Source organism: Pseudotabrizicola sp. 4114 (genome assembly GCF_031457365.1).
In the GTDB taxonomy this organism is placed as follows: domain Bacteria; phylum Pseudomonadota; class Alphaproteobacteria; order Rhodobacterales; family Rhodobacteraceae; genus Pseudotabrizicola.
On the sequence record NZ_JAVDWP010000003.1, the window covers coordinates 45,347 to 69,128 of the forward strand.

The 23,782-nt window shown below is 63.7% G+C and carries 25 protein-coding genes; 15 read left to right on the plus strand and 10 right to left on the minus strand.

What is annotated here, in order from left to right:
- Positions 1–69: 69 nt before the first annotated feature.
- From J2X53_RS07645 to J2X53_RS07660, 4 genes are all read right to left on the minus strand, one after another.
- Positions 70–1,209, minus strand: coding sequence for an ABC transporter substrate-binding protein (locus J2X53_RS07645; RefSeq protein ID WP_349036899.1), 1,140 nt, complete (start codon positions 1,207–1,209; stop codon positions 70–72).
- Between the two features lie 86 nt (positions 1,210–1,295).
- Positions 1,296–1,844 (minus strand): 3-hydroxyanthranilate 3,4-dioxygenase, encoded by a 549-nt coding sequence (locus J2X53_RS07650; RefSeq protein ID WP_349036900.1) that lies wholly within the window; start codon positions 1,842–1,844, stop codon positions 1,296–1,298.
- A 44-nt stretch (positions 1,845–1,888) separates the two neighbouring features.
- A complete protein-coding gene (locus J2X53_RS07655; RefSeq protein ID WP_349036901.1) occupies positions 1,889–2,143 on the minus strand; it encodes a hypothetical protein in 255 nt (84 codons plus the stop codon).
- Between the two features lie 230 nt (positions 2,144–2,373).
- Positions 2,374–3,489, minus strand: coding sequence for a 3-hydroxyacyl-CoA dehydrogenase NAD-binding domain-containing protein (locus J2X53_RS07660; RefSeq protein ID WP_349036902.1), 1,116 nt, complete (start codon positions 3,487–3,489; stop codon positions 2,374–2,376).
- Between the two features lie 130 nt (positions 3,490–3,619).
- On the opposite strand from J2X53_RS07660, the gene J2X53_RS07665 reads away from it, so the two are divergent.
- The 8 genes from J2X53_RS07665 to J2X53_RS07700 all read left to right on the plus strand — a co-directional run bounded on the left by J2X53_RS07665 (position 3,620) and on the right by J2X53_RS07700 (position 10,310).
- The gene (locus J2X53_RS07665; RefSeq protein ID WP_349036903.1) at positions 3,620–3,832 is read left to right on the plus strand and encodes a hypothetical protein; all 213 of its coding nucleotides are present in this window, start codon (positions 3,620–3,622) and stop codon (positions 3,830–3,832) included.
- A 186-nt stretch (positions 3,833–4,018) separates the two neighbouring features.
- Positions 4,019–4,456, plus strand: a complete 438-nt coding sequence (locus tag J2X53_RS07670; protein ID WP_349036904.1) for a MarR family transcriptional regulator — start codon at positions 4,019–4,021, stop codon at positions 4,454–4,456.
- The gene (locus J2X53_RS07675) at positions 4,453–5,265 is read left to right on the plus strand and encodes an enoyl-CoA hydratase family protein (protein ID WP_349036905.1); all 813 of its coding nucleotides are present in this window, start codon (positions 4,453–4,455) and stop codon (positions 5,263–5,265) included. The genes J2X53_RS07670 and J2X53_RS07675 overlap by 4 nt, the downstream gene beginning before the upstream one ends.
- Before the next feature lie 48 nt (positions 5,266–5,313).
- The gene (locus J2X53_RS07680) at positions 5,314–6,453 is read left to right on the plus strand and encodes an acyl-CoA dehydrogenase family protein (RefSeq protein ID WP_349036906.1); all 1,140 of its coding nucleotides are present in this window, start codon (positions 5,314–5,316) and stop codon (positions 6,451–6,453) included.
- Between the two features lie 45 nt (positions 6,454–6,498).
- Positions 6,499–6,906 carry a thioesterase family protein gene (locus J2X53_RS07685; protein ID WP_349036907.1) on the plus strand — a complete coding sequence of 136 codons (408 nt, stop codon included), beginning with the start codon at positions 6,499–6,501 and terminating at the stop codon, positions 6,904–6,906.
- Complete coding sequence (locus J2X53_RS07690) at positions 6,903–7,157, plus strand: hypothetical protein (protein ID WP_349036908.1); 255 nt, start codon at positions 6,903–6,905, stop codon at positions 7,155–7,157. Before J2X53_RS07685 ends, J2X53_RS07690 begins: the two co-directional genes overlap by 4 nt.
- A gap of 60 nt (positions 7,158–7,217) precedes the next feature.
- Positions 7,218–8,846 (plus strand): AMP-binding protein, encoded by a 1,629-nt coding sequence (locus J2X53_RS07695; RefSeq protein WP_349036909.1) that lies wholly within the window; start codon positions 7,218–7,220, stop codon positions 8,844–8,846.
- Between the two features lie 300 nt (positions 8,847–9,146).
- Positions 9,147–10,310, plus strand: coding sequence for an MFS transporter (locus tag J2X53_RS07700; RefSeq protein ID WP_349036910.1), 1,164 nt, complete (start codon positions 9,147–9,149; stop codon positions 10,308–10,310).
- 35 nt (positions 10,311–10,345) lie between these two features.
- Here J2X53_RS07700 and J2X53_RS07705 read toward each other — a convergent pair whose 3' ends face one another.
- The 4 genes from J2X53_RS07705 to J2X53_RS07720 all read right to left on the minus strand — a co-directional run bounded on the left by J2X53_RS07705 (position 10,346) and on the right by J2X53_RS07720 (position 14,790).
- Positions 10,346–10,957 carry a LysE family transporter gene (locus tag J2X53_RS07705; protein ID WP_349036911.1) on the minus strand — a complete coding sequence of 204 codons (612 nt, stop codon included), beginning with the start codon at positions 10,955–10,957 and terminating at the stop codon, positions 10,346–10,348.
- 60 nt (positions 10,958–11,017) lie between these two features.
- Entirely contained in the window at positions 11,018–12,127 is a 1,110-nt protein-coding gene (locus J2X53_RS07710) for a hypothetical protein (RefSeq protein WP_349036912.1), read from the minus strand.
- A 113-nt stretch (positions 12,128–12,240) separates the two neighbouring features.
- Complete coding sequence (locus J2X53_RS07715; protein ID WP_349036913.1) at positions 12,241–12,381, minus strand: hypothetical protein; 141 nt, start codon at positions 12,379–12,381, stop codon at positions 12,241–12,243.
- Between the two features lie 48 nt (positions 12,382–12,429).
- Positions 12,430–14,790, minus strand: a complete 2,361-nt coding sequence (locus tag J2X53_RS07720) for a glucose/quinate/shikimate family membrane-bound PQQ-dependent dehydrogenase (RefSeq protein WP_349036914.1) — start codon at positions 14,788–14,790, stop codon at positions 12,430–12,432.
- A 300-nt stretch (positions 14,791–15,090) separates the two neighbouring features.
- On the opposite strand from J2X53_RS07720, the gene cls reads away from it, so the two are divergent.
- From cls to J2X53_RS07735, 3 genes are all read left to right on the plus strand, one after another.
- Positions 15,091–16,500: a cardiolipin synthase gene (gene cls, locus J2X53_RS07725; RefSeq protein WP_349036915.1), complete on the plus strand. Its 1,410-nt coding sequence runs from the start codon at positions 15,091–15,093 to the stop codon at positions 16,498–16,500.
- On the plus strand, positions 16,500–17,180 hold the full coding sequence (locus tag J2X53_RS07730; RefSeq protein WP_349036916.1) for an endonuclease/exonuclease/phosphatase family protein: 681 nt from the start codon (positions 16,500–16,502) through the stop codon (positions 17,178–17,180). Before cls ends, J2X53_RS07730 begins: the two co-directional genes overlap by 1 nt.
- A 160-nt stretch (positions 17,181–17,340) precedes the next feature.
- Complete coding sequence (locus J2X53_RS07735) at positions 17,341–17,931, plus strand: sigma-70 family RNA polymerase sigma factor (protein ID WP_349036917.1); 591 nt, start codon at positions 17,341–17,343, stop codon at positions 17,929–17,931.
- Positions 17,932–18,092: 161 nt separating this feature from the next.
- Here the strand turns inward: J2X53_RS07735 and J2X53_RS07740 are convergent, their stop codons facing one another.
- A complete protein-coding gene (locus J2X53_RS07740; protein WP_349036918.1) occupies positions 18,093–19,109 on the minus strand; it encodes a hypothetical protein in 1,017 nt (338 codons plus the stop codon).
- A gap of 482 nt (positions 19,110–19,591) precedes the next feature.
- On the opposite strand from J2X53_RS07740, the gene J2X53_RS07745 reads away from it, so the two are divergent.
- The 4 genes from J2X53_RS07745 (at position 19,592) to tdh (ending at position 23,255) form a co-directional block, all read left to right on the plus strand.
- Positions 19,592–20,470 (plus strand): SDR family oxidoreductase, encoded by an 879-nt coding sequence (locus J2X53_RS07745; RefSeq protein ID WP_349037365.1) that lies wholly within the window; start codon positions 19,592–19,594, stop codon positions 20,468–20,470.
- Between the two features lie 164 nt (positions 20,471–20,634).
- Entirely contained in the window at positions 20,635–20,841 is a 207-nt protein-coding gene (locus J2X53_RS07750) for a hypothetical protein (protein WP_349036919.1), read from the plus strand.
- Positions 20,842–21,030: 189 nt separating this feature from the next.
- On the plus strand, positions 21,031–22,218 hold the full coding sequence (locus tag J2X53_RS07755; protein WP_349036920.1) for a glycine C-acetyltransferase: 1,188 nt from the start codon (positions 21,031–21,033) through the stop codon (positions 22,216–22,218).
- Between the two features lie 11 nt (positions 22,219–22,229).
- A complete protein-coding gene (gene tdh, locus J2X53_RS07760) occupies positions 22,230–23,255 on the plus strand; it encodes an L-threonine 3-dehydrogenase (RefSeq protein ID WP_349037366.1) in 1,026 nt (341 codons plus the stop codon).
- Between the two features lie 4 nt (positions 23,256–23,259).
- Here the strand turns inward: tdh and J2X53_RS07765 are convergent, their stop codons facing one another.
- Positions 23,260–23,730: an Lrp/AsnC family transcriptional regulator gene (locus J2X53_RS07765; protein WP_349036921.1), complete on the minus strand. Its 471-nt coding sequence runs from the start codon at positions 23,728–23,730 to the stop codon at positions 23,260–23,262.
- Positions 23,731–23,782: the final 52 nt, after the last annotated feature.

The window sequence follows — 23,782 nt, forward strand, 5'->3', positions numbered from 1 at the left end:
GGGGTCTGTGAATTGCGATGGTGCCGGAACAGGACCGGATGGCACAGTGCCATCCGGCCCGGTGTCAGGTCACATCTTGCAGTCGGCGGCGTAAACGTCGCCCACAGCTTCAAGGATCTTTTCCTTGGTCACGATCTTTGGATTGCCAGCCTCGTCCGCTTCGATCGAGGTCAGATACCAGTCCTGAACCGGATGCTGGTTGGCGCCAAAGGCAAAGTTGCCCCGGGTCGAGGCGAAATCGGCGGCCTTGATCGCGGCTTGCAGGGCGGCGATGTCTTCGCCCCCGACCTTGTTCAGCGCGCCGCCGATCAGCAGGCCGGTGTCATATCCCTGCTGCCCATAGGTGGTCAGCGGCGCATCGGGAAAGGCTGCGGCCCATTCGGCAACCAGGGCCTTTGACGCCTCGTTGTCGAAATCGTCATTCCAGTGCGTGGTGCCGGTCAGGCCGACGGCAGCGGGGCCGACGGCCTTCAGGATCACGCTGTCATATGACGGTTCCGACAACACCATCGGAACAGAGCCAAGCAGCCCGGCCTGCTGGTACTGCTTGAGAAACGCAATGCCCTGACCCCCGGGATGGAACTGGAACACCACCTGCGGCGCCACGCTGCGGATCTGCGCCATCTCACCGGCAAAGTCGGACTGTTCGACCCCGGTGTAAATCTCGGTCACTGTCCCGCCGAATTCGCGGCTGAACCCGGCGATGGCATCCTTGCCGGCCTGATAGTTGGGGGCCAGAGCGACCGCCGTGGTATAGCCCAGCTTTTTGGCGGCAGCCCCCGAGGCTTCGTGCAGGCTGTCATTCTGCCAGCTGACCACAAAGTAATTCGGGTGGCATTTGGCCCCGGCCAGACCCGATGGGGCGGCATTCGGGCTGACATAGATCGCGCCCGCATCCAGCGCTTCCGGCACCACCGCGCCCGAGACGTTGGAGAACACGATCCCGGTCAGCAGCTTGATGCCCTCTTCGTTCAGCATCCGGTCGGCCACCTGAACGCCGGTGTTCGGATCGCGGGCATCGTCTTCGACGACCAGTTCAAATTCTGCGCCGGTGGCTTGCAGCCCAAGCGTCAGACCGTCGCGGATCTGTTCGCCAAGATACCCGGCGGGACCGGACAGCGTGGTGATGACGCCGATCTTGGTCGCCTCGGCATGGGCTGGGCTCATCAGAGCGAGCAGAATGCCGGTGGAGGTCAGCAGTTTTCTCATGTCTTTCTCCCGGTTGTCGTTTGCGTCTTTTTGTTTTGCTTCTGGCCATACTGTCAGGCTTGAATTTTATTTCCAGCCTAAAACACCTAGAGCTTCACCCATCCTGCCGGAGGCTTTTTGCCGGGGTGAATTTCCCCGCATTTCGGGCAGGTGCGTGCTTTTTCATCGGCATAGAACGCAGCATAGATCGGTGGCAGGTCATCGACGATCGACTCCAGATCCACCTCGGCCCGGTGAACGCGGGCGTTGCAGCCAAAGCAATACCATTCGACCGCATCCAGCGCGCCTTCGGGGCGGGCCGGTTCGATCACCAGCCCGACAGAGCCTTCCTGCGGGCGCTGCGGCGAATGGCGGATATGGGCGGGCAGCAAAAAGATATCTCCCTCGCGGATCGGCACATCGTAGAACTCTCCCGTCGAAGTGTCATGCAATTTCAACAGCATGTCACCCTTTAACTGATAGAAGAACTCTTCCACCGGGTCATCGTGATAATCGGTCCGCTCATTTGGTCCGCCGACAACGGTGACCATCAGACCGGCATCCTTGAACACCATCTGATTGCCGACCGGCGGTTTCAGAAGGTGTTTGTGCGCGTCGATCCATTGCTGGAAATTGAAAGCCGCAAGGCGGGTCATTGGTGTCTCCTTTTCAGGCCAGTTTCAGGCCGCAGGTGTCTAATCTACGTCAGGTCAGGGGTCTTTTGGTCTTCGGTCAGTTCCAGACAGGGCGGATGTACCCGGCCGCCGGTCTGCGCCCGGATGCGTGGCGCGGTGCGGCTCCGACCCCCAATGCCGCGCTCTGCCAGATCAGAGGTGTGGGAGATGGGCAGACGGCCGATGTCCTGTTCGGTCGCCCGGTCCGGCACCGGCAGGGTGTCTGCCGTCTTGCGCCAGCTGTTGTTGACAAAAAGCTGAAGGTCTGGAGGGTCGGTCATCCTGGTCCACGCTTTGGTTTGCTCCGATCAATCCGCATCGGCACAAAGAAAGCAAATGAAGTAATTGAAGTCAGATATTCACAAATCGAATTGCAGACCTGGCCCGGCGTCTCTGACCCGAGACATTTTTCGCTGCGCCCCCTGAGGGTGATTGATGCCACCTGGTCGCCGCGTTCCGGTCAGGACGGCGGCTGACCTGCGGCGCAGCGCATCAGGCGCATCGCCTTGGATCATTGTTCCGCCAGCAGCGGGGCGGGGTGATAGCGGCCCTTGAGGTAAGGGGGCGCTGCGGCTTCAAGGTCTGCCAGCTCTGCGCGCAGCGTGCCCCGGCGGTTTGCGATGATTTCGAACGGCCCGCGCGGGAAATTCAGCCCCAGTTTCAGCGCGGTGTCGATGCTGTCAGGGGTCGTCCCCCCCTCGGACAACAGCCACGCCGCCTCATTGGCAAGCGCCGCCTCGATCCGGTTGACGATGGCGGCAGCGTCTTGCGGCGCGGCGGCAGGCGGGTCAGGGAACAGAAAGCCGCGCCCCGTTTTTCGCCCCAGCATGCCCGCTGCCACCTGACGGCGCAGGGCATCGAACACGTGATAGCGGGGATGGCCCTGCATCGCGGCCGACAGGCTTTCTGTCGCGGCAAGGCTGACATCGGCCCCGATCAGATCCATCAGCCCAAAGGGGCCAAGCCGGTAGCCCGCCGCCTGCATTGCCGCGTCGATGTCGGCGGCGCTGTGCCCGGCCTCGAGCAAGGCAAGCGCCTCGCCATAGAACGGGCGGGCGCAGCGGTTGACGATGAAACCGGGGCGGTCAGGGCAGGTGATGACGGTCTTGCCTGCTGCTTCGGTCAGCTTTTGCGCCACGCGCAGGGCGGCGGGATGTGTTCCGGGGTGGGCCACCAGTTCGACAAGCTTCATCACTGGGGCGGGGTTGAAGAAATGCAGGCCCAGCAGCCGGTCGGGGTGCCGCAACCCCTCGGCCATCGCCGCGACCTGCAACGACGATGTGTTCGTTGCCAGCACCGCATCCGGCGCAATCACCGCTTCCAGCGCGGCAAAGAGCGCCCGCTTGACCGCGATCTGTTCGACCACCGCCTCGATCGCCAGCGCGGCATCGCCCATCGCCTCGGGGCCGGGAACGATGGTGATGTGCGACGCCAGTGCGTCCAGATCGGCCTGCGCCATCTTGCCCGCCGCGACACGCGCGGCAAGGCCTGCGCGCAAACGGTCGATGGCGCTGTCGCGGGCGGCGGCGAAACTGTCGGTCGCCAGAACCCGGAAGCCTGCGGCGGCATAGGTCTGGGCGATGCCCAGCCCCATGGTGCCAAGGCCAATGACGGCAACTGTGGTCATGTTCCCCTCCGGTTGAAACCCGAAGAAAGGCATGAACCCGGATTTGCTTCAAGCTGGAATATTTTAAGCTTGAATTTATTTTGGACCAGTGCAACGGTTTTGGCCGATGCAGGTGCGGGGGAGGGTGGCCATGAACGTTCTTTGCCTGGGGGGCAGCCCTGCCGGACAGACCTTTGCAACCTTGATCCATCTGCGCGACCCCTCGCTTGACGTGACCGTGCCGGAGCGCAATACCGCCAATGACACCTTTGGCTGGGGGGTGGTCCTGTCCGCTGATGCGCTGGGCCGGAGTCAAAGGAATGACCCGGTCAGCACCGGGGCCATCCGCAGCCATTTGTCCTAGGGGGATGATATCGCGGTCGTCCATGACGGTGTGCGCCCGGTCCCGGCCCGGCATGGGTTTGCGGGGATCGGCTGCAAGCATATGCTGATCCGGCCTGTCGAAGTGACCGCCGCTGCGCTGTGGTTGTGTGGCGCGGGGTCAGAGAGCATCACCGGGCAGGCCCTTGCGATTGCCGGGGGGGGAAGTATGACAGATCCGCTTTCCAAACGCCGGCTGGAACTCTGGGTGCGCCTGCTTGGCGTGACCCGCCCGGCCGAGGGGCAGCTGCGCGAATTTCTGCGGGTGAACCACGACACCACCTTGCCGCGCCTTGACGTGATGGCCGCGCTGTGGCGGCGGCGCGACGGGATCAGCATGAGCGAGCTGTCGCGGATGCTGCTGGTGTCGAACGGCAACGCGACAGCGGTTGTTGACCGGCTGGAAAAGGACGGGCTGGTGCAGCGCACCCCGTCCCAGACCGACCGGCGCACGATTTACGTCACCCTGACACCCGAGGGTCTGGTGGCGTTTGACCGCTATGCAGCGGAACACGAGGCGGAAGTGAACCGGATCTTCGGGGCCCTGACCGAGCAGGATCTTGACCAACTCACCGACATTCTGAAACGCGCGCGAGGTGCGACATGACTGAACTGGCCGGATTGAAACCGCAGCATTTTCTGTGGGAAATGCAGGGCCGCGTGGCCGTCATCCGCCTGAGCCGGCCGGAGCGGAAAAACCCGCTGACCTTTGACAGCTACGCCGAGCTGCGCGACACATTTCGCGCGCTGCCCTATGCGAGCGATGTCGATGTGGTGGTGTTCGCCTCCAACGGCGGCAACTTCTGCTCGGGTGGCGATGTGCATGACATCATCGGGCCTCTGGTCGGGATGGACATGAGGGACCTGCTGGCCTTTACCCGGATGACCGGCGATCTGGTGAAGTCGATGATCGCTTGCCACAAGCCCATCATCGCGGCGGTGGATGGAATCTGCGTCGGCGCGGGGGCGATCATGGCCATGGCGTCCGATCTGCGGCTGGCCACGCCAGAGGCAAAATGCGCGTTTCTGTTCACCCGTGTCGGCCTTGCCGGCTGCGACATGGGGGCCTGCGCCATGCTGCCCCGGATCATCGGTCAGGGCAGGGCGGCAGAGCTGCTTTATACCGGGCGGACGATGTTGGCAGCGGAAGGCCACAGCTGGGGCTTCTGGAACGCCCTGCATCCAGCGGCTGATCTGACTGCCGAAGCGATGAAGCTGGCCGCGCGACTGGCGGCGGGGCCGGTGTTTGCCCATGGCATGACCAAGACCCAGCTTAATCAGGAATGGAACATGGGTCTGGAACAGGCGATCGAAGCCGAGGCGCAGGCACAGGCAATCTGCATGCAGACCCGCGATTTCGAACGCGCCTATCATGCCTTTGTCGCCAAGGAAAAACCGGTCTTTCAGGGTGACTGACATTTCGGTGCCCCTAAGGCATCCTCCACACGTGAACAGGGTGATGAGATGAGCGACGCAACATTCCTGAACTGGCCGTTTTTCGAGGCAAAGCACCGCGCGCTTTCCGCTGCGGTAGAGGCCTGGGCCGCTGTTAATCTGCCGGTCAGCCATGCAGATGCCGATGCGGCGTGCCGGGGGTTGGTCGCCGCATTGGGCAAGGCCGGGTTGCTGCGCCCCACCGGCGCGGATGCGGGCGAGGCGCTGGATGTGCGCAGCCTGTGCCTGATCCGCGAGATCCTGGCGCGTCATGACGGGCTGGCCGATTTCGCCTTTGCTATGCAGGGGCTGGGCATGGGGGCGGTCACGCTGTTCGGCAGCCCCGAGCAACGCAGGTGGCTGGAAAAGACCCGGGCGGGCACGGCGATTGCCGGTTTTGCGCTGACCGAACCGGGGTCTGGCTCTGATGTCGCCCATACCGCCACCGTGGCAGACGCGATGCCGGGCGGGTTCCGGCTGACGGGCGACAAGACCTATATCTCGAACGGCGGCATTGCCGATGTCTATGTGATCTTTGCCCGCACCGGCGAAGCGCCGGGGGCAAAGGGGCTTTCGGCTTTTCTCTTGCCCGCCGATACGCCGGGGCTGGAGGTGGTGGAGCGGATCGACGTGATTGCCCCGCATCCGCTGGCCCATCTGCGTCTGACCGGCGTCGAACTGCCCGAAACGGCGCGGATCGGGGGGGGCGGTGACGGGTTCAAGATCGCCATGTCGGTGCTCGATGTGTTCCGCGCGACCGTCGGGGCCGCGGCGCTTGGCTTTGCCCGTCGCGCGCTGGACGAGGCCCTGACGCGGGTCAAGCGGGTGCGGGCCAGCGGCGGCAGCCTGGCCGAGTACCAGATGGTGCAGGGCCACATTGCCGACATGGCCTTGCAGGTCGATGCGGCAGCCCTGCTGGTCTACCGCGCCGCCTGGACCAAGGACACCGGTGCCGCACGGGTCACACGGGAGGCGGCGATGGCAAAGCTCTATGCCACCGAAGCCGCGCAACAGGTGATCGACACCGCGCTGCAACTGCATGGCGGAGATGGCGTGCGGCACGGCTTTCCCGTTGAAAGCCTGTACCGCGAGATCCGCGCGCTGCGGATTTATGAGGGCGCAAGCGATGTGCAGCGGGTGGTCATCGCCCGCTCGGTTCTGGGGGCATGACATGCGCCGCAGTCCGCTGACACCAAGCCAAAAGGGAAATGCCGCATGATCTATACCAGACAGATCCGGGTCGAGTTCAACCATTGCGATCCGGCGGGCATCGTCTTTTACCCGCGCTATTTCGAGATGACCAACTCGGTCGCCGAGAACTTTTTCCGCGACGTGGTGCAACTGCCCTATGAGGAGATGATGGCGCGCGGCGGCGGGGTTCCCACCGCCCGGCTGGAGGTCACCTTTCACGCGCCGTCCCGGCTGGGCGATCTGCTGGATTGGCGGATGCAGGTGCTGCGTCTGGGCGGCTCGTCGCTGGATCTGTCGATCGAGGCGCAGGGGGCGGACAGGAAACGCGTCAGTGTCGCGCTGACACTGGTGAATGTGAACGCCAAGGGCCGCCCGCAGCCATGGTCCGATGAGGTCCGCCAGCGGATCACAACCTTTATAGAGGCGGAATGACGGCGCAGATCCTGCATCCCGAAGCATGGAAACCGGCCAGAGGCTGTGCCGACGGCATGGCCGCGCAGGGCCGCAGGGTGCGGACCGGCGGGCTGATCGGCAGGAATGCCGGTTGCGAATTCGAGACCGATGGTTTTGTCGGTCAGATCGAGCCGACGCTCCACACCATCGTGACGGTGCTGGCCAAGACCGGGGGGCGGCCGGGCCATCCGGGCCGCCTGATCGAGGTCACCGCCGTCATTCCTGACTGAGACACCAATCCACCCCGAAAGCCGCACAAGACGGCAGGGGGCCAACAGGGAGTTACTGAGATGCTTGGTCCGACAGGCCATCTGGATACCTTCACCCGCGATCACATCGCCCCCTTTGACAGCTGGCCGGTGCTGCATCTGGCCGGGTTTGACTACCCTGACTGGCTCAATGTCGGGGTCGAGCTGACCAACCGCATGGTGGAGCGGGGCTTTGGCGACAACATCGCGCTGATCGGCAATGGCCGCAGCCGGACCTACAAAGAGCTGACCGACTGGACCAACCGCATCGCCCATGCGCTGGTCGAGGATTACGGCGTGAAGCCGGGCAACCGGGTGCTGATCCGGTCGGCCAACAATCCGGCCATGGTGGCAGCTTGGCTGGCGGCGACCAAGGCGGGGGCGGTGGTGGTCAACACCATGCCGATGCTGCGGGCGGGCGAGCTGACCAAGATTGTCGACAAGGCGCAGATCACCCACGCCCTGTGCGACACAAGGCTGATGGAAGAACTGATCTTATGCGAACGCGACAGCGGCTTTCTCAAGACCGTGGTGGGCTTTGACGGCACCGCGAACCATGATGCCGAACTGGACCGGGTTGCGCTGAAAAAGCCGGTGCGGTTTGACGCGGTGCGCACCGGTCGCGACGATGTGGCGCTGCTGGGCTTTACCTCGGGCACCACCGGCGATGCCAAGGCGACCATGCATTTCCACCGCGACCTGCTGATCATCGCCGACGGCTATGCACGCGAGGTGCTGAACGTGACACCCGAGGATGTGTTCATCGGCAGCCCGCCGCTGGCCTTTACCTTTGGTCTGGGCGGGCTTGCGGTGTTTCCGCTGCGCTTCGGCGCCACGGCGGCCCTGTTGGAGCAGGCCAGCCCCACGAACATGATCAGCATGATCGAAGAGCACAAGGCAACGGTGTGTTTCACCGCTCCGACCGCGTACCGCGTCATGCTCAAGGCGATGGACGAAGGGGCCGATCTGTCATCCTTGCGCGCCGCCGTCAGCGCGGGCGAGACGCTGCCCGCCCCGGTCTATGAAGAATGGCACCAGAAGACCGGCAAGCCGATGCTGGACGGGATCGGCGCGACCGAGCTTTTACACATCTTCATCACCAACCGCTTTGACGACCACCGGCCGGGCTGCACCGGCAAGCCCGTCACCGGCTATGAGGCGCGGATCGTTGACGACACCATGACCGAATTGCCGCGCGGCGAAACCGGGCGTCTTGCGGTGCGCGGGCCGACGGGCTGCCGCTATCTGGCCGACGACCGGCAGGCGGTCTATGTGCGCGACGGCTGGAACCTTACGGGGGATGCGTTCTGGCAGGACGAGCAGGGCTATTTCCACTTTGCCGCCCGAACCGACGACATGATCCTGTCAGCGGGCTACAATATCGCCGGACCCGAGGTCGAGGCGGCGCTGCTGTCGCATCCGGCGGTGCTGGAATGCGCGGTCATCGGCGCACCAGATGAGGCGCGGGGTCAGATCGTTCAGGCCCATGTGGTGCTTGCGCCCGGCCATGCCGGCGATGCGCTGATGGTCAGGATCTTGCAGGACCACGTGAAAAAGGGGATCGCCCCGTTCAAATACCCGCGCAGCGTGATCTTTACCGATAAATTGCCCAAGACCCAGACCGGAAAGATTCAGCGCTTTCAGTTGCGCGCAGCACAAACGCCGCGCTGACAATCATTTGTCTCGCTGTGCTTTGGACGATGTCGGGGTGAACGGGGGTTCTGGACGGGGTTGCAGTCGGGCCGGGCAAGGGATTTAAGCTCGGCACGGTACATTCTGTCCGATGGGATCCTGCAGTGTGATGGCAGAGAACATACCCGGTCCGCAGCTGGCGGACCAGTGGGTGACCCTGAACCCAGTGGCGGCACTGTGGTTGCACCTGGCGATTGCCGGCAGGGTCAGGGGTGTTGCGCGACAGATGCAGTTGAGCATGCTGCAGGGGCAGGGGGCTTTGGCTGTGGGTGCCAGCACATGCGGCTGACCCTTCCGCCCGGACGGAGGGGGCTGCTGGTGGTGGCCCTGGGTTCAGCACAGACCATCGGGTTTGCTTCAAGCTATTACCTCCCTGCGGTGCTGGCAGCGCCGATGGCGGCCAGTTTCGGGCTGTCGCCGGTCTGGGTGTTCGGGGCGTTTTCGATGGCGATGCTGGTGTCCGCAATGACCGGCCCCTGGGCCGGGGCGCGGATTGACCGGCTGGGCGGGCGTGGTGTTCTGATGCTGTCGAATGTCGTGCTCGCCTGCGGTCTGGTCACGCTGGCCGCCGCGCCCACAGGGGCGATCCTGTTTCTGGGCTGGGCGATCATCGGGCTGGGCATGGGCATCGGGCTGTATGAGGCCGCCTTTGCCACGCTGGCCGGGATCTACGGGCGCGAGGCGCGGGGGCCGATGACGGGCATCACCCTGATTGCCGGATTTGCCAGCACGGTGGGCTGGCCGCTGTCGGGGCTGATGCTGGTCACCTGGGGCTGGCGTGAGGCTTGTCTGGGCTGGGCGCTGATCCATGTGTGCGTGGCCTTGCCGCTGAACGCCCTGCTGCCGCGCGGCACGGCCCCGGTGGTGGCGCCGGTGGCGGAGGACGAGGAAGCGGCAGAGGCCCCGCCGCAGTTTGCCATGATCCTGCTGGCCGTGGTTTTTGCCGCGACATGGTTCAACTCGACAGCGATGGCCGCGCATTTGCCGGGGTTGTTGCAGGCGGCGGGGGCGAGCACCGCGATGGCCATCGCCGCCGGGGCGTTGATAGGCCCGGCGCAGGTTGCGGCGCGCCTGCTGGAGTTTGGTCTGCTGCGCCGGTTTCACCCCTTGGTGTCGGCGCGTCTGGCGGCGGTGACGCACCCGGTTGCGGCGGTGACCTTGGTGGCCTTTGGCGGGCCAGCGGCCTATGTCTTTGCGGTGTTGCATGGGGCGGGCAACGGCATTCTGACGATTGCCAAGGGCACCTTGCCGTTGGCGCTGTTCGGTCCGGTGGGCTACGGCCAGCGCATCGGCTGGCTGAACGCCCCGGCGCGTATTCTGCAAGCGGCAGCGCCCTTGGTCTTTGGGGCTGCGCTGGCGACATGGGGGCTGTCAGCGGTCTGGCTGACAGCGGGGATCGGGCTGATAGCAACCGGCGCGCTGCTGTGGCTGCGGCGCAGGTAGTGCTGGCTGTTCCGCGCAGATCCTTTCCCGACGGCCTAGTTGATCCACGGGCCGGACACCACATGCACGCCCATGCCGATCAGCGCACAGCCGACACAGGCAGAGATCAACTCTGGTCTTGTGCCGATTGCGCGCGCGGCCAGACCCGATGTTGCGGCGACGGCGACGATGCATAGCCACCCGCCCGCGATCACAAAGACGCTCAGGGCGATGGACAGGATCATGACCGGTGCGCCGGCGTTGATCAGGGTGGACGAGGCTGACAGCACGAAAATGCCGGTAAACGGGTTGCAGATGGCAACGGTCATTCCGCGCAGAAACGGGTCGCCGCTGCGTCTCTGGTCATCTGCAAGCGGCGATGAGTGAGCCGGACCATGCGGAACGGCAAAGCAGATCAGCCCGCCCCGGATCAGCAGGGCCGCGAACAGCAGTCGCAGATAGGGCTGCGTTGCGTCGTTCAGCGGCAGGTGCTGCCCGACCGACAACACCAGCGCACTGAGGCTGGCTGCCCCGGCACCGACCCCCAAAGCCGCCCTCAATGCAGCGCCACGTGTGCCGGTGGTGGCACAGTGCAGAACCGTCAGAAAATTTGGCCCCGGCGTGACGGTGATCAGCGCATAGGCCAGAACAAATGCAAATAATGACATGAAACCAATCCGGAAAAAGCGATGCGCAAGCTTCGCATGGCTTTGCCGGGCAGGCAGTCGTCATATGCCGGGGGCGTTGGCCGGGGTATCGGGTGATGGCATCCAGGGCGCGCTTTTCAGCAACGCGACCAACTCGCTTTGCTGATGGGTGACGGTTTTCTGAAACACCCGCTCCAGATAGGTGCGGGCGGTCTTGACCGTGATGCCCACCTCGGCGGCGGCTTCGGCAAGGGTCCGTCCGGCCGAGAGGCCAGCCGCCAGCCGCGCCTCGCTGGGGCTCAGGTCGAACAGCCCGCACAGCGCCTCGACCGATGGCACCATGCGCGAAACTGCCAGCGGCGTGACCACCAGCATGATGTCACCATCGGGGAACAGCGCCCGCGCGGTGCGGCGCAGCGGCAGCAGATGCAGAACCACAGGCCGCAGATCGCTGCCATTGCGCAAGGGGATAGAGGCGGCGGCAGCCTCGGTCTGCACCCGCGCAAGCGCCGCAGACAGGCGTTGGTTCTGGCGGGGCGCGACCAGTGCCAGTCTGCCCTGCGGCGCGGCAAGGATCAGGTCATCCATCGCCCGCAATGTGTCGCTCATCGCCACGATCTGACCATCTGCCCGCAACACCGCAGCGGGCAGGCCGATCTGGGTCATCGCCTCGACCCGCGCACGCGCCATTTCCAGCTCAAGCCGCGCCGCCATCATTCCGGCCCGTGCAAGGTGGGACAGATGGCTGTTCAGGATGTTCTGTGCGCGGACGGAATGCGGCCCGTCGGCAAGGCGGCGTTCAAAGGTAAAGCAGGCGGTGTCGCCAGTCGGCAGCGACAGAATAGCCCCGATCTGATGGCCAAGGCCAAGATCAGCCAGCATTTTCCGGGATGGATCGGAGGCGAGGTCGATCGGGTCGTAAACATCGACATCGCGCAGGAAATTCTGTCCCCTTGCGACCCAGCGGGCGGCACACTCATAGGTCGCGGTGAAATCCGCCCCCTGCGCATAGACTGCAAACGCGCCCTGCACCTCAGGCGAGGCGATCCAGCGCGGAACGCTGCCCCGGCGCACGACTTGCAGAACGCCACCCAGCGACCCCGACGCTGTGGCAAGGTCATTCAGCGTCTGCGGCCAGCACTCTGGCTGGAAGGCAGCCTCGTAAATGCGGTCCGTCACGTCCTGAATCATCTGGAACCCGGATGGCAACTCTGGCCTCGATTATACCGTGGCCGGGCAATGATCGCCACTGTTGTGAAACGGCGCGACGGAAAGCTGTCATGGTACCGGTTTACCCGGCCGGTTTACCCGTCTGTGACGGCATGGGGCGGGGTGGATGGATTGGTGTCTGACCCGTCGCCTGCGGGCCGGGTGCCCGCCACCAGATACAGAAGCAGGGCGGCCAGAACCCCGACGAAAGCGATCCAGATCACAGAGGGACGCATGGCATTATCCTTTGTATCCTTTGGCGGAGTGACACGAATGAAACCGGCCTATTCCGGCAGCGCATAGGCCAGAATGTAGTCACCGGGTTTTGTCCCGACCGAACCATGACCGCCTGCGACCATCACCAGATACTGGCGGCCATCCTGGTCATAGGTCATCGGCGTGGACTGGCCACCGGCAGGCAGGCGGGCGCGCCAGATCTCATCCCCCGTCGTCAGATCATAACCGCGCAGGTAGTTATCGACCGTGGCCCCCAGAAACGCCATGCCGCCCCCGGTGATGATCGGGCCGCCGATGCCGGGCACCCCCAGCTCGAACGGCAGCGGAAGCGGGGTCATGTCGCGCACGGTGCCGTTCTTGTGCTGCCACGCGGTCTCGCCGGTGCGCAGATCAACGCCCGCGACATTGCCCCATGGCGGGGCCGAGCACGGTACCCCCAGCGGCCCCAGAAACGGCCCCATGACCACGCCATAAGGCGCGCCCTCGTTCCGGTTCAACCCCTGTTCGCTGGCAGTCTCACCCTCGACCGGATCGGGGATCTGATCGCGCGGCACAAGGCGGGCGGTAAAGGGCAGATAGGTGGGCATACCGAACATCACCTGCCGCACCGGGTCCACCGCGACCGAGCCCCAGTTGAACACGCCGAAATTGCCCGGATGCACAATGGTGCCGTTGATCGACGGCGGCGTATAGCGCCCCTCATAGTTTAGCCGTTGCAGCTGGATGCGGCAAACCAGCTGGTCCAGCATGGTGATGCCCCACATGTCGGCCCCGGTCAGCGGGTCGGGCGAGAAGCTGAGCGCCGAAACGGGCTGCGTGGGCGCGGTGAAATCCTCCGGGATTGCGCCACCCGGCGCAGGAACCTCGGTCACGTCGAGAAGCGGCGTGCCCGTGCGGCGGTCCAGCACGTAGATGTCGCCCTGCTTGGTGGGTTGCACCAGTGCGGGCACGTCAGAGCCGTCCGGTTGCGTCAGGTTGATCAGAACCGGCTGGGCCGGCACGTCCATGTCCCATAGGTCATGGTGCACGGTCTGGAACACCCATTCGCGCTGCCCCGTGGCCACATTCAGCGCCACCACCGACGACGAATGCTCCTCTACCGCCGGGCTGCGGCCCATGCCCAGCTGGTCGGGCACCTGATTGCCAAGCGGGATGTAGACCAGACCCAGCTCCTCATCGACCGAAAAGATCGACCAGCTGTTGGGCGAATTGGGCATATAGGTCTCGCCCCCGGCGATGTCGATCGGGGTGGTCTGCTCCGGGTTGCCGGCATCCCAGTTCCAGACCAGTTCGCCGGTGTCGATGTCAAAGGCGCGGATCACGCCGGACTGCGAATAGATTGAAAAGTTGTCGTTGACCGCGCCGCCGATGATCAGCAGCCCGTCCACAGCCACCGGGGGTGAGGTGGAATAGTAATAGCCCGCCGGGTTATAGGGCATCCCGGCCTCCAGCTGCAGCTCGCCGTCATCGGCAAACGCGGTGCAGCGCGCGCCGGTGCCCGCGTCGAGCGCGATCAGCCGTGCATCGGCAGTGGGCATATAAACCCGCCGCGCACACAAACCGCCTTCGTCTCCCCCCGCCGGGTCTTCCCAATAGGTCACCCCGCGGCAGGTCTGGTGCTGGCGGTCCGGGTTCAGGCCGGAATTCGCATCATAGCGCCACTGTTCCTGCCCGGTGGTCGCGTCCAGCGCGATGGCAAGGTTGTGGGGGGTGCAGACATAGAGGCTGTTGCCGACCTTCAGCGGGGTCACCTGATAGGTGGTTTCGGTCACATCCTCGGGCAGCTTCACGTCGCCGGTCTGATAGCTCCAGACCAGTTCAAGGCTGTTCACATTGGCGGGCGTGATCTGGGCCAGCGGCGAATAGCGCTGGCCGTAATTGGTGCGCCCGTACTGATGCCATTCGCCATCGGCAACCCCGGCCCCCATCGCTGGATCGGGGGTCACAGCCTGTTCGGGCAATGCTCCGGCCAGATCGTGCGGGTCCTGAAACATCGCATAGACGCCGGTTGCGACGCAGATCAGCGATGCAACCGCTACCGGCAGAGCCGGGGGGCCGCTGTGGGGAAGCGCCGGGTTTGCCGGGACAAAGCCGCGCCGGTCAGCGCCACGCGCCGCAGGCACCAGCAGCCAAAGACCAAGAACCACGATGATCGCGCCGCGCGGGGCAAGCTGCCACCAGTCAAAGCCCACTTCCCACACCGACCATGCGAGGGTGCCAAGCATCAATGCGGCATAGACCCATGTGGTCAGCGGGTGGCGACGATGGAGCAGAACGGCAGTGATCAGCAGGACAAGGCCAGCAATCAGATAATACCAGCTGCCGCCCAGAACCGCGAGCCAGCCGCCCGCACCTGCCAGCACCGCCCCAAGCAGTGCAAACGCCAGTGCCGTCACCATCTTTGTCATGGGAAATTCCCTGTCCTGGTCATGAAAATATCGCTGCTAAATGGGTAACCTGCCCAACCCACGGAAAGTTCCCGGAAAAATTCCCTAAGGGCAGCTTGATGGGAACAGCCGTAGCTGATGGCACAGGGCCTTGCCCGGTGCCGGAGCGAAAAAACGGTCAAAACCGGATGCGCAAAACGCGGAACGCAGGTCATCCTGCGCAGGCCTGTCGGCCGCCGCCGGTGTTTCGGTTTGACCTTCCCCCCCCGGCAGACGACCATGCCAGGGATCGTTGCCCGACTGCATGGTGGAACACAGGAAATGTCTGGACTTTGGACTGTCTTGCTGGGGCTGGTTCTTCTGGCCCTTGTGGCCGGTTGCGTCTGGCAGGCTGTGGTTACGGCCCGCACGCCGCAGGGGGCGATTGCCTGGACGATCTTTCTGATTGCCGCGCCATGGATCGCGCTGCCTGCCTATCTGGTTCTGGGCCAGCACAAGCTGCGGGCGAAAACCACTGCCTATCGGCGGGCGGTCGAACTGACGAACCAAAGGGGCATACCCGCCGGTCCGCAACAGCCGCATAGCGTCAGCTCTGAGCGGTTGTTCGTGTTTTCACGGCTGGGGGGAATGCCGGCGCAGGCGGGAAATTCGGCTGACCTGCTGATCAATGGCGAAGCGACCTTTGCGGCCATTTTCGCGGCCATGGATGGCGCAAAATCCTATGTCCTTGCGCAGTTCTATACGATTGCCGACGATGCGCTGGGCAATGCCTTTGCCGACCGGCTGATTGCCGCTGCGGATCGCGGGGTCAAGGTCTGGCTGGTCTGCGACCGGGTTGGCAGCCATGGTCTGTCCGATGCCTACCGCCATCGCCTGACCAAAGCCGGTGTGCAGTTCCGCAACCCGCGCGCGGGCAGTCACCGGGCCTCGCGGCTGCATGTCAATTTCCGCAACCATCGCAAGACCGTGATTGTTGACGGTCAATGGGCGACGGTGGGCGGTCACAATGTGACGGATGCCTATGTCGGGCGCGATCAGGTCATGGGATATTGGCGCGACACCCATCTGGCGCTGCAAGGCCCGGTGGTGTCGCAGTTGCAGACCGGCTTTGTCCGCGACTGGCACTGGTACACCGGCGATGTCATCGAAGATCAGCTGGACTGGTCGCCGCGCCCTGTGGCCCCCGGTGTCCCTGCGGTCACGGTGTTCATGGGGCCGACCGATGACCATGACACCGGGGCATTGTTTTTTGTCGCGGCGATCACCGGGGCACAGCGCAGGGTCTGGATTGCATCCCCCTATTTCGTGCCGGATACCGATACGCTCTCTGCCCTCAAATGCGCGGCGCTGAAGGGGTGTGACGTGCGGATTCTGGTGCCGGAACGGGCCGACCACTTTTTGCCATGGCTGGCGGCCTATGCGTTTTTTGATGAGATCCGTCACGCAGGGGTAAAGATCTACCGCTACCGGGATGGCTTCATGCATCAGAAAGTCGTGCTGATCGACGACGATCTGTCTGCGGTCGGAACCGCGAATTTTGACAACCGGTCCTTCAGGCTTAACTTTGAAACCATGGTGGTTGTGCATGACAGGGATTTCGCAGCCCGGATGCGGGACATGCTGCACACGGACATGACCCATGCAGACTGTATGGACCGCAATCTCGACTCTCAGAGCCTTGGCATCAGGGTTGGCGCGCGGCTGACCCGGCTGCTTGCGCCGTTGCTGTGATGGCGGTGAAGGTTGTCAGCTATAACATCCGCAAGGCGGTGGGGCTTGACTGGCGCCGCTCGCCCGAGCGTATCCTGAGGGTGCTGGACCAGTTGAACCCGGATGTGGCGGTTTTGCAGGAAGCTGACAAACGGCTTGGCCCGCGCCCCACGGCGCTGCCCCGCGACATGATCACCCATATGACGCAGATGGAGGTCGTTGACCTTGGCCTGTCGGAGCGGGGGATCGGCTGGCATGGCAATGCCGTTCTGGTGCGCCGCGGGCTGGCGGTTGAGGCGCGGATGCGCCTGAGCCTGCCGGGGCTGGAGCCGCGCGGGGCGGTGATGGTGCGGGTGGGCGGGTTCTGGATCGTCGGCACCCATCTGGGGTTGATCCGCCGCTGGCGCCAGTTGCAGATGAGCGAAATCCTGCGCCATCTGGGGCCGGTAGCCGATCGGGCACTGGTCGTGGGCGATTTCAACGAATGGTCGCCTGTGCTGGGGTTTGAACCGTGGAGCCCGAAATTGCGCATGGTTGCGCCGGGGCTGACGTTTCACGCGGCGCGCCCGGTTGCTGCGCTGGACCGTTTTGCGCATGGACGGGCGCTGAAGATCAGCCAGTGTGGCGTCGCCAGCGGCGGACTGGCGCGAATTGCGTCAGATCATCTGCCGATCTGGGCCGATGTCGACCTGCGCCGATAGGATCTGGCACCCCCCCTCTTTTGATCTGTCAACAGAAATGGACGGAACCAATAATCGGCGTTGTTTGTTGTTGTCACGCGAGGAGTCTGGTTTTGATGCGGCTTGTCCCGTGCGGGACAAGCCGCTCCGTCACGGGGGGCATGAGATGACAGGTGCAAATGTGTCAAAATTCACATATTTTGCAAAGGATGATGACCCCTCTGCTGATCAGACCGCCTCGGAAGACCAAAGTGATCAGGTCGCTGACCGGAAGGACAAAGCCGCGACCGGGTCGGATGAGATTGTCAGCTACATTCCCGCTTTGCGGATTTATGCGCGGTCTCTGACCCGGAACGTTGTTGATGCCGATGATCTGGTTCAGGAAACCCTCGTCCGGGGACTTGCCAATATCCGTTCCTATCAACTGGGCACCAATATGCGGGCCTGGCTGTTCACCATCATGCGCAACAGGTTTTACACCAACAGCAGCAAAAGCGCGCGCGAACCGACCGGCGATGCCGATTGCGTGTCATCGGCCCCGTCTGCTGTGAATGAAAGCCAGTTCTGGCATCTGCGGCAGCGCGAAATGGAGCGGGCCCTGCTTGATCTGCCGATCCACTACCGCGAGGCGATCTTGCTGGTCGGGGTGCTGGGAGAGAATTACAAGGATGCGGCAAATATCCTCGAGTGCGACATCGGCACCATCAAAAGCCGGGTCAGCCGCGCAAGGGCCATATTGTCACAAGTAATCAACGCGCCGATCGCGGACTGATGGTCTGCAAGGCCTGACAGTATCAGGCGGGGCGCGCGGGCGGACTGTCGTGCCGCTGTTTCAGATCAGCGGGACAGAGACGCAAAGATTTTCAGAAAGATGAGTGTTGAAAACAGGTCAGCCGCCAGCAAAATCCTTTGCTGGCGGCTTTGTCGGGCTGATTACAGCCGGTAGGTCAGACCACCGAACAGGCGGCCTTCGTCACGGTGGCGACCACCGCGCACGGCACCCGCTACGGCGGCTGCCCCTGCAACCAACGCGGCTGCCGTCAGGGCAAATGCCGTCAGAATGGCCCCGATCCGCGCCGTTTCTGCCGCATCACGTGCCGTGGCTTCGGCTTCGGCGGCAAAGGCTTCGGCCTCGGCCCGTGCCTCTTGTACCGCAGCGATGGCCTCATCGACGCGGGCTTCGGCCTCTTCCTGGCTCAGATTGCTGCGCTGGCTGACAGCCGCAACCAGATAGCCGCGATCAGTGTCGCTGACTTCTCCTGTACGGATGCCGTTCAGGATGATCGCGGCGGTTTGCCGGTCAATCTCGGCCGTATCAGCGGCAGGGGCGGTCGTGGCCGCCGGAGCCGCCGTGCCCGCAGCAGGAGCTGGGGCCGGTGCGGTGGGGGCGGGGGCCGGTGCGGTGCGCAGCAGGCTGTCGCTGATCCACGAAGAAACCCCCTCGTTATCGGCATCTGCATCGACCGCGGCACCCACAGCCCCTGCTGCGCCGCCGACGGCAGCGCCACCGGCGCGCAGTGCCGTATCGGCCACATTGCCTGCTGTAACAGCAACAGCACCGAAGACGCCCATTGCCATCCATGCCATCACCAGCATGCCCGCGCCCCAGACGACCAGACCATTGATCCCGTCGCGGGCGGCAACTTCATCCGCGGTGGCGTCATCCACCCGCCGCCGCATCCGGCCTGCGATATAACCGCCGGTCAGAAAGCTGGCGATCAGCGTGACGACCATCCACAGGCCGGTCACGATCAGCATCAGGTTGAGCGAGCCTTCGCCCGGCTCAAACGAAATGGTCGCCATTCCCAACCCTGCACCAAACATATGGAACAACCCGCCGATGGCCGCCGCAACGACGGCACCCCCCAATACGGCAGCCCAGTCGACATAGGCACCCGACAGCTCCCGCGTGGGGGCTGTCGCAGCTGTCAGAGTTTCCGTTCTTTCCATGGTCATTTCCTTACTCAACGCAGGCCAAAAAGCGACAAGACGGCAAGAACCACGACCACAAGGCCGACGAGATAGATGATGCTGTTCATGGGGATGCTCCTGAATGTTGTGTCATGACCGCATCAGGCTGCGCCTGACACGGTTCATCACAGCATCAACACGCAACCGCGAGGTTTGTTCCCAAAGGCTGTCTTTTCCAAGAGATAGCCGGGGGATGGGGGCAATATGGGAACAAGCGGGCAGATCGGCAGTTAAGGGGACAGCAGTAACGCGAGGACATCATCATGAGCCCGATCGAGACGCCACATGGCACGCCAGCCCAAACCCCAGACACTCCGGAGGCGCCGGACACACGGCCAGACCGCCGGGTGCCGGATCAGCGCGATGATCAGCCGTTGAAAGAGATAAACGATCCGCCACAAGATCAGACGCAAGCCGGGCCGGATCTGCGTGATCCGCAGGCGCAGGAACAGGCGCGTGACATGCAATCGCGCCGTCCCGCTCAGCCTGACTATCCCAAGCCGCCCTTTCCCGAACAGACCCAGACCCTGCCCGGCAGTTTCCTGAAAATGGACCCGCGCCCAGACCATGGCGAGCAAAGCTGGCGCGGCGCTGGCCGGTTGAACGGCATGGTTGCACTGATCACCGGCGGCGACAGCGGGATCGGGCGCGCAGTTGCCATCGCCTATGCCCGCGAAGGGGCGGACATTGCCTTGTCCTATCTGGACGAGACCGAAGATGCCGAAGACACCGCCCGGATCATCAAGGATTGCGGCCGCCAATGCCTGCAACTCCCCGGCGATATCTCTGATGCCGGCCACTGCCGCGAGCTGGTGGAGGCGGCGGTCAGTTGTTTTGGCCGGATCGACATCTTGGTGAACAACGCGGCCCATCAGCGGATGTTCGATGCGCTGGCTGACATTCCCGACGAGGAATGGGAGCGGACCTTTGCGATCAACATTCACGCCATGTTCTATCTGTCCAAAGCGGCGGTGCCGCATATGCAGCCCGGCGCGTCGATCATCAATACCGCCTCGGTCAATGCCGACATGCCGAACCCCGGTCTTCTGGCCTATGCCACGACCAAGGGCGCGATCCAGAATTTCAGCGCCGGGCTGGCCCAGATGCTGGCCGAAAAGGATATCCGGGTGAACTGCGTGGCCCCCGGCCCGGTCTGGACCCCGCTGATCCCGGCCAGCATGCCGGGCAAGACGGTTGTAGAGTTCGGACAAAACTACCCGATGAAGCGTCCGGCACAGCCGGTCGAGCTGGCGTCGGCCTATGTGATGCTGGCGGAGCCCATGTCGAGCTATGTTTCGGGCGCGACCATCGCCGTTACCGGTGGCAAGCCGATCCTGTAGGGCAGGCTGTGCGGATGGGAAGTCCTGTATGACGGGGGAGGGTGGCTGCGGTCACGCTGCCCCCGCTCTGCCCACCGCGACAGGTGCCGCCGGTTTCCGGATTGATCAGGGGTATACCTGCGCTCCCATTCAGGTGCCCGGAGCCTGCGGCGAGAGGAGAGGCGATGTGTGACAAGCAAACGTTTCCTTCGGACAAGGCTCAGGCAGAGCCGGACGGTCTGCATAAATCAATTCGGGCGATGCAGATGGGGGCAAGGACCGAGCCGGTTCCGCAAAATCTGCGGGATGCGGCGATTGCATTGGGTGACGCGCTGGATGCCCTGCGCGCAGCAGGCACCGGAACCAAGCCGCGAAAACCCCCGGTAAAATGACACCAACGCTCGGTGCTGCGCGCAGGCTTCGGCTTCAGAAGGTGCGGGTCGGCTGGGACTGACTGCCTTGCTGGTGCCGCCCTCGGCTAGGCCCGACGGCGCAATATCTGTGATAACGGACTTTATTCTTTTATATTGACGGTCGGAGGAGCTTGCGCCTACGATGGCATCATAGAACAGGAGAAACCGATGTCGCGCACAGATTTCCTCGATCATCTGGAACACACCCTGACCGAGATCGAAGCCGCAGGGCTGTTCAAGCGCGAACGCCTGATCTCCTCGCCCCAATCGGCGCATGTCATAGTGAACGGAACGCCGCTATTGAACCTGTGTGCCAACAATTACCTGGGTCTGGCCAATGATCCGGCGCTGATCGCAGCGGCGCATCGGGCGCTGGATGCGCAAGGTTTTGGCATGGCCTCGGTCCGGTTCATCTGCGGCACGCAGGATATGCACCGCCAGCTGGAGCAGCGGATCGCGCAGTTTCTGGGGATGGACGATTCCATCCTGTTCGCCGCCTGTTTTGATGCCAATGGCGGGCTGTTCGAGCCGCTGCTGGGGCCCGAAGATGCGGTGATCTCGGACGCGCTGAACCATGCCTCGATCATCGACGGCATCCGCCTGTGCAAGGCAAAGCGCTATCGCTACGCCAATTCCGACATGGCGGATCTGGAGGCGCAGCTGCAGGCCGCCTGCGCGGATGGCGCGCGCCATATCCTGATCGCCACTGATGGCGTGTTCTCGATGGACGGGTATCTGGCCAAATTGCCCGAAATCACTGCTCTGGCCGAAAAATATGGCGCGCTGACCATGGTGGATGATTGCCACGCCACCGGCTTCATGGGGCCGCAGGGCCGGGGCACGCCGGCGCATCATGGGGTGTCGGTGGATATTCTGACCGGGACACTGGGCAAGGCGCTGGGCGGGGCGCTGGGCGGCTACATCGCCGGGCCGCAAGCGGTGATCGACCTGTTGCGCCAGCGGGCACGGCCCTATCTGTTTTCCAACGCGCTGCCGCCCATGATCGTCGCCGCCGGTCTGGCCGCGCTCGACATGGTCGAGGCGGCGGATGATCTGCGCACCCGCTTGTTTGACAATGCCCGCTACTGGCGGGCGGGCTTGGCGGACGCCGGGTTCACCCTGCTGCCGGGCGAACACCCGATCATTCCGGTGATGACCGGCGAGGCACCGCTGGCGCAGGCCATGGCCCGTGAGCTTTACGACCGGGGCGTGTTTGTGTCGGGTTTCTTCTTTCCGGTGGTGCCAAAGGGGCAGGCCCGGATCCGGACCCAGATGAATGCGCAACTGACCCGCGCCGATCTGGATTTTGCGCTGGACCAGTTCCGCGCCGCTGGCAAAGCTGCGGGGGTGATCTGATGCACAATGACATGAAGGCACTGGCCAAGACCAAGGCTGAGGTCGGATTGTGGATGGAGTACCGCCCGGTGCCCGAGATCGGCCCCGATGACGTGCTGATCCGCATCCGCAAGACCGGCATCTGCGGCACCGACATTCACATCTGGAACTGGGATGACTGGGCCGCGCGCACCGTGCCGCTGGGGCTGGTCACGGGGCATGAGTTTGCAGGCGAGATTGTGGAACTGGGCCGCAATGTCACCGGCCTTGCCATCGGGCAGCGCTGTTCGGGCGAGGGGCATCTGATTTCCAACCAGTCGCGCCAGTCCCGCGCGGGCAAGTTCCATCTGGACCCGGCCACCCGCGGCATCGGGGTGAATGAACAGGGGGCGTTTGCGCAATACCTGTCGCTCCCCGCCTTCAACGTGGTGCCGCTGCCCGATGAGATTGACGACGATATCGGCGCCATTCTGGACCCGTTGGGCAATGCGGTGCACACCGCGCTGTCGTTTGATCTGGTGGGCGAAGACGTGCTGATCACCGGTGCCGGGCCAATCGGGATCATGGCCGCGGCCGTCGCCCGGCATGTCGGTGCGCGCCATGTGGTGATCACCGATGTCAATCAGGACCGCCTCGACTTGGCGGCACAGGTGGCCGATGTGGTGCCGGTCAACGTGCTGACGCAGGATCTGCGCGAGGTTGAGGCGCGGCTCAAGATGAAGCAGGGCTTTGATGTCGGCATGGAAATGTCGGGCAATCAGGCGGCGCTGGATCAGATGATCGAAAATCTGGTGATGGGCGGACGCATCGCCATGCTGGGTATCCCCCCCGGCAAATCCCCGGTGGACTGGAGCCGGATCGTATTCAAGGCCATCACGCTGAAAGGCGTCTACGGGCGCGAGATATTCGAGACCTGGTACAAGATGATCGCCATGCTGGAAAACGGTCTGGATATCCGCCGCGTCATCACCCACCGCTTTCCCGTCGACCAGTTCCGCGACGGGTTCGAGGTGATGCGGGCCGGGTCCAGCGGCAAGGTCGTGCTGGACTGGGGCTGAACTGCTACAACAGCCGGTTCAGATCGGCGGGGCGGTTTTCCAGAATCCGCTCCATCGAGAACAACCCGGTCACTTTGTCAAACTCGAACCCGTCGATCAGGCGCTGATAAAAACGGTCATATCCGGCCATGCCGGGGGTGACCACCTTGAGCAGATAATCCCATTCCCCGCCGATCCGGTTGAAGTCGATCACTTCCGGCAGGCCCTGCACATGGCGCGAAAAGCGGTCCACCCAGTCGCGCGAATGGTGGCGGGTGCGGATCATCACAAAGATTGTCAGATCCAGCCCCAGCGCGGCCAGATCGACCCGGGCCTGTGACCCGGCCAGAATCCCCTCGGCCTGCAACGCCTGCATCCGCCGCCAGCAGGCATTTTGCGACATGCCGACCAGATCGGCAATCTGGCGCTGCGACAGCGATGAATCGCGCTGCACAGCTGTCAGGATGCGAAGATCAAATACATCAAGATTTTTCATTTTTCCGATCATATGATCTGAAATAGCGTAAATCCAGCAGAATAAACGACGA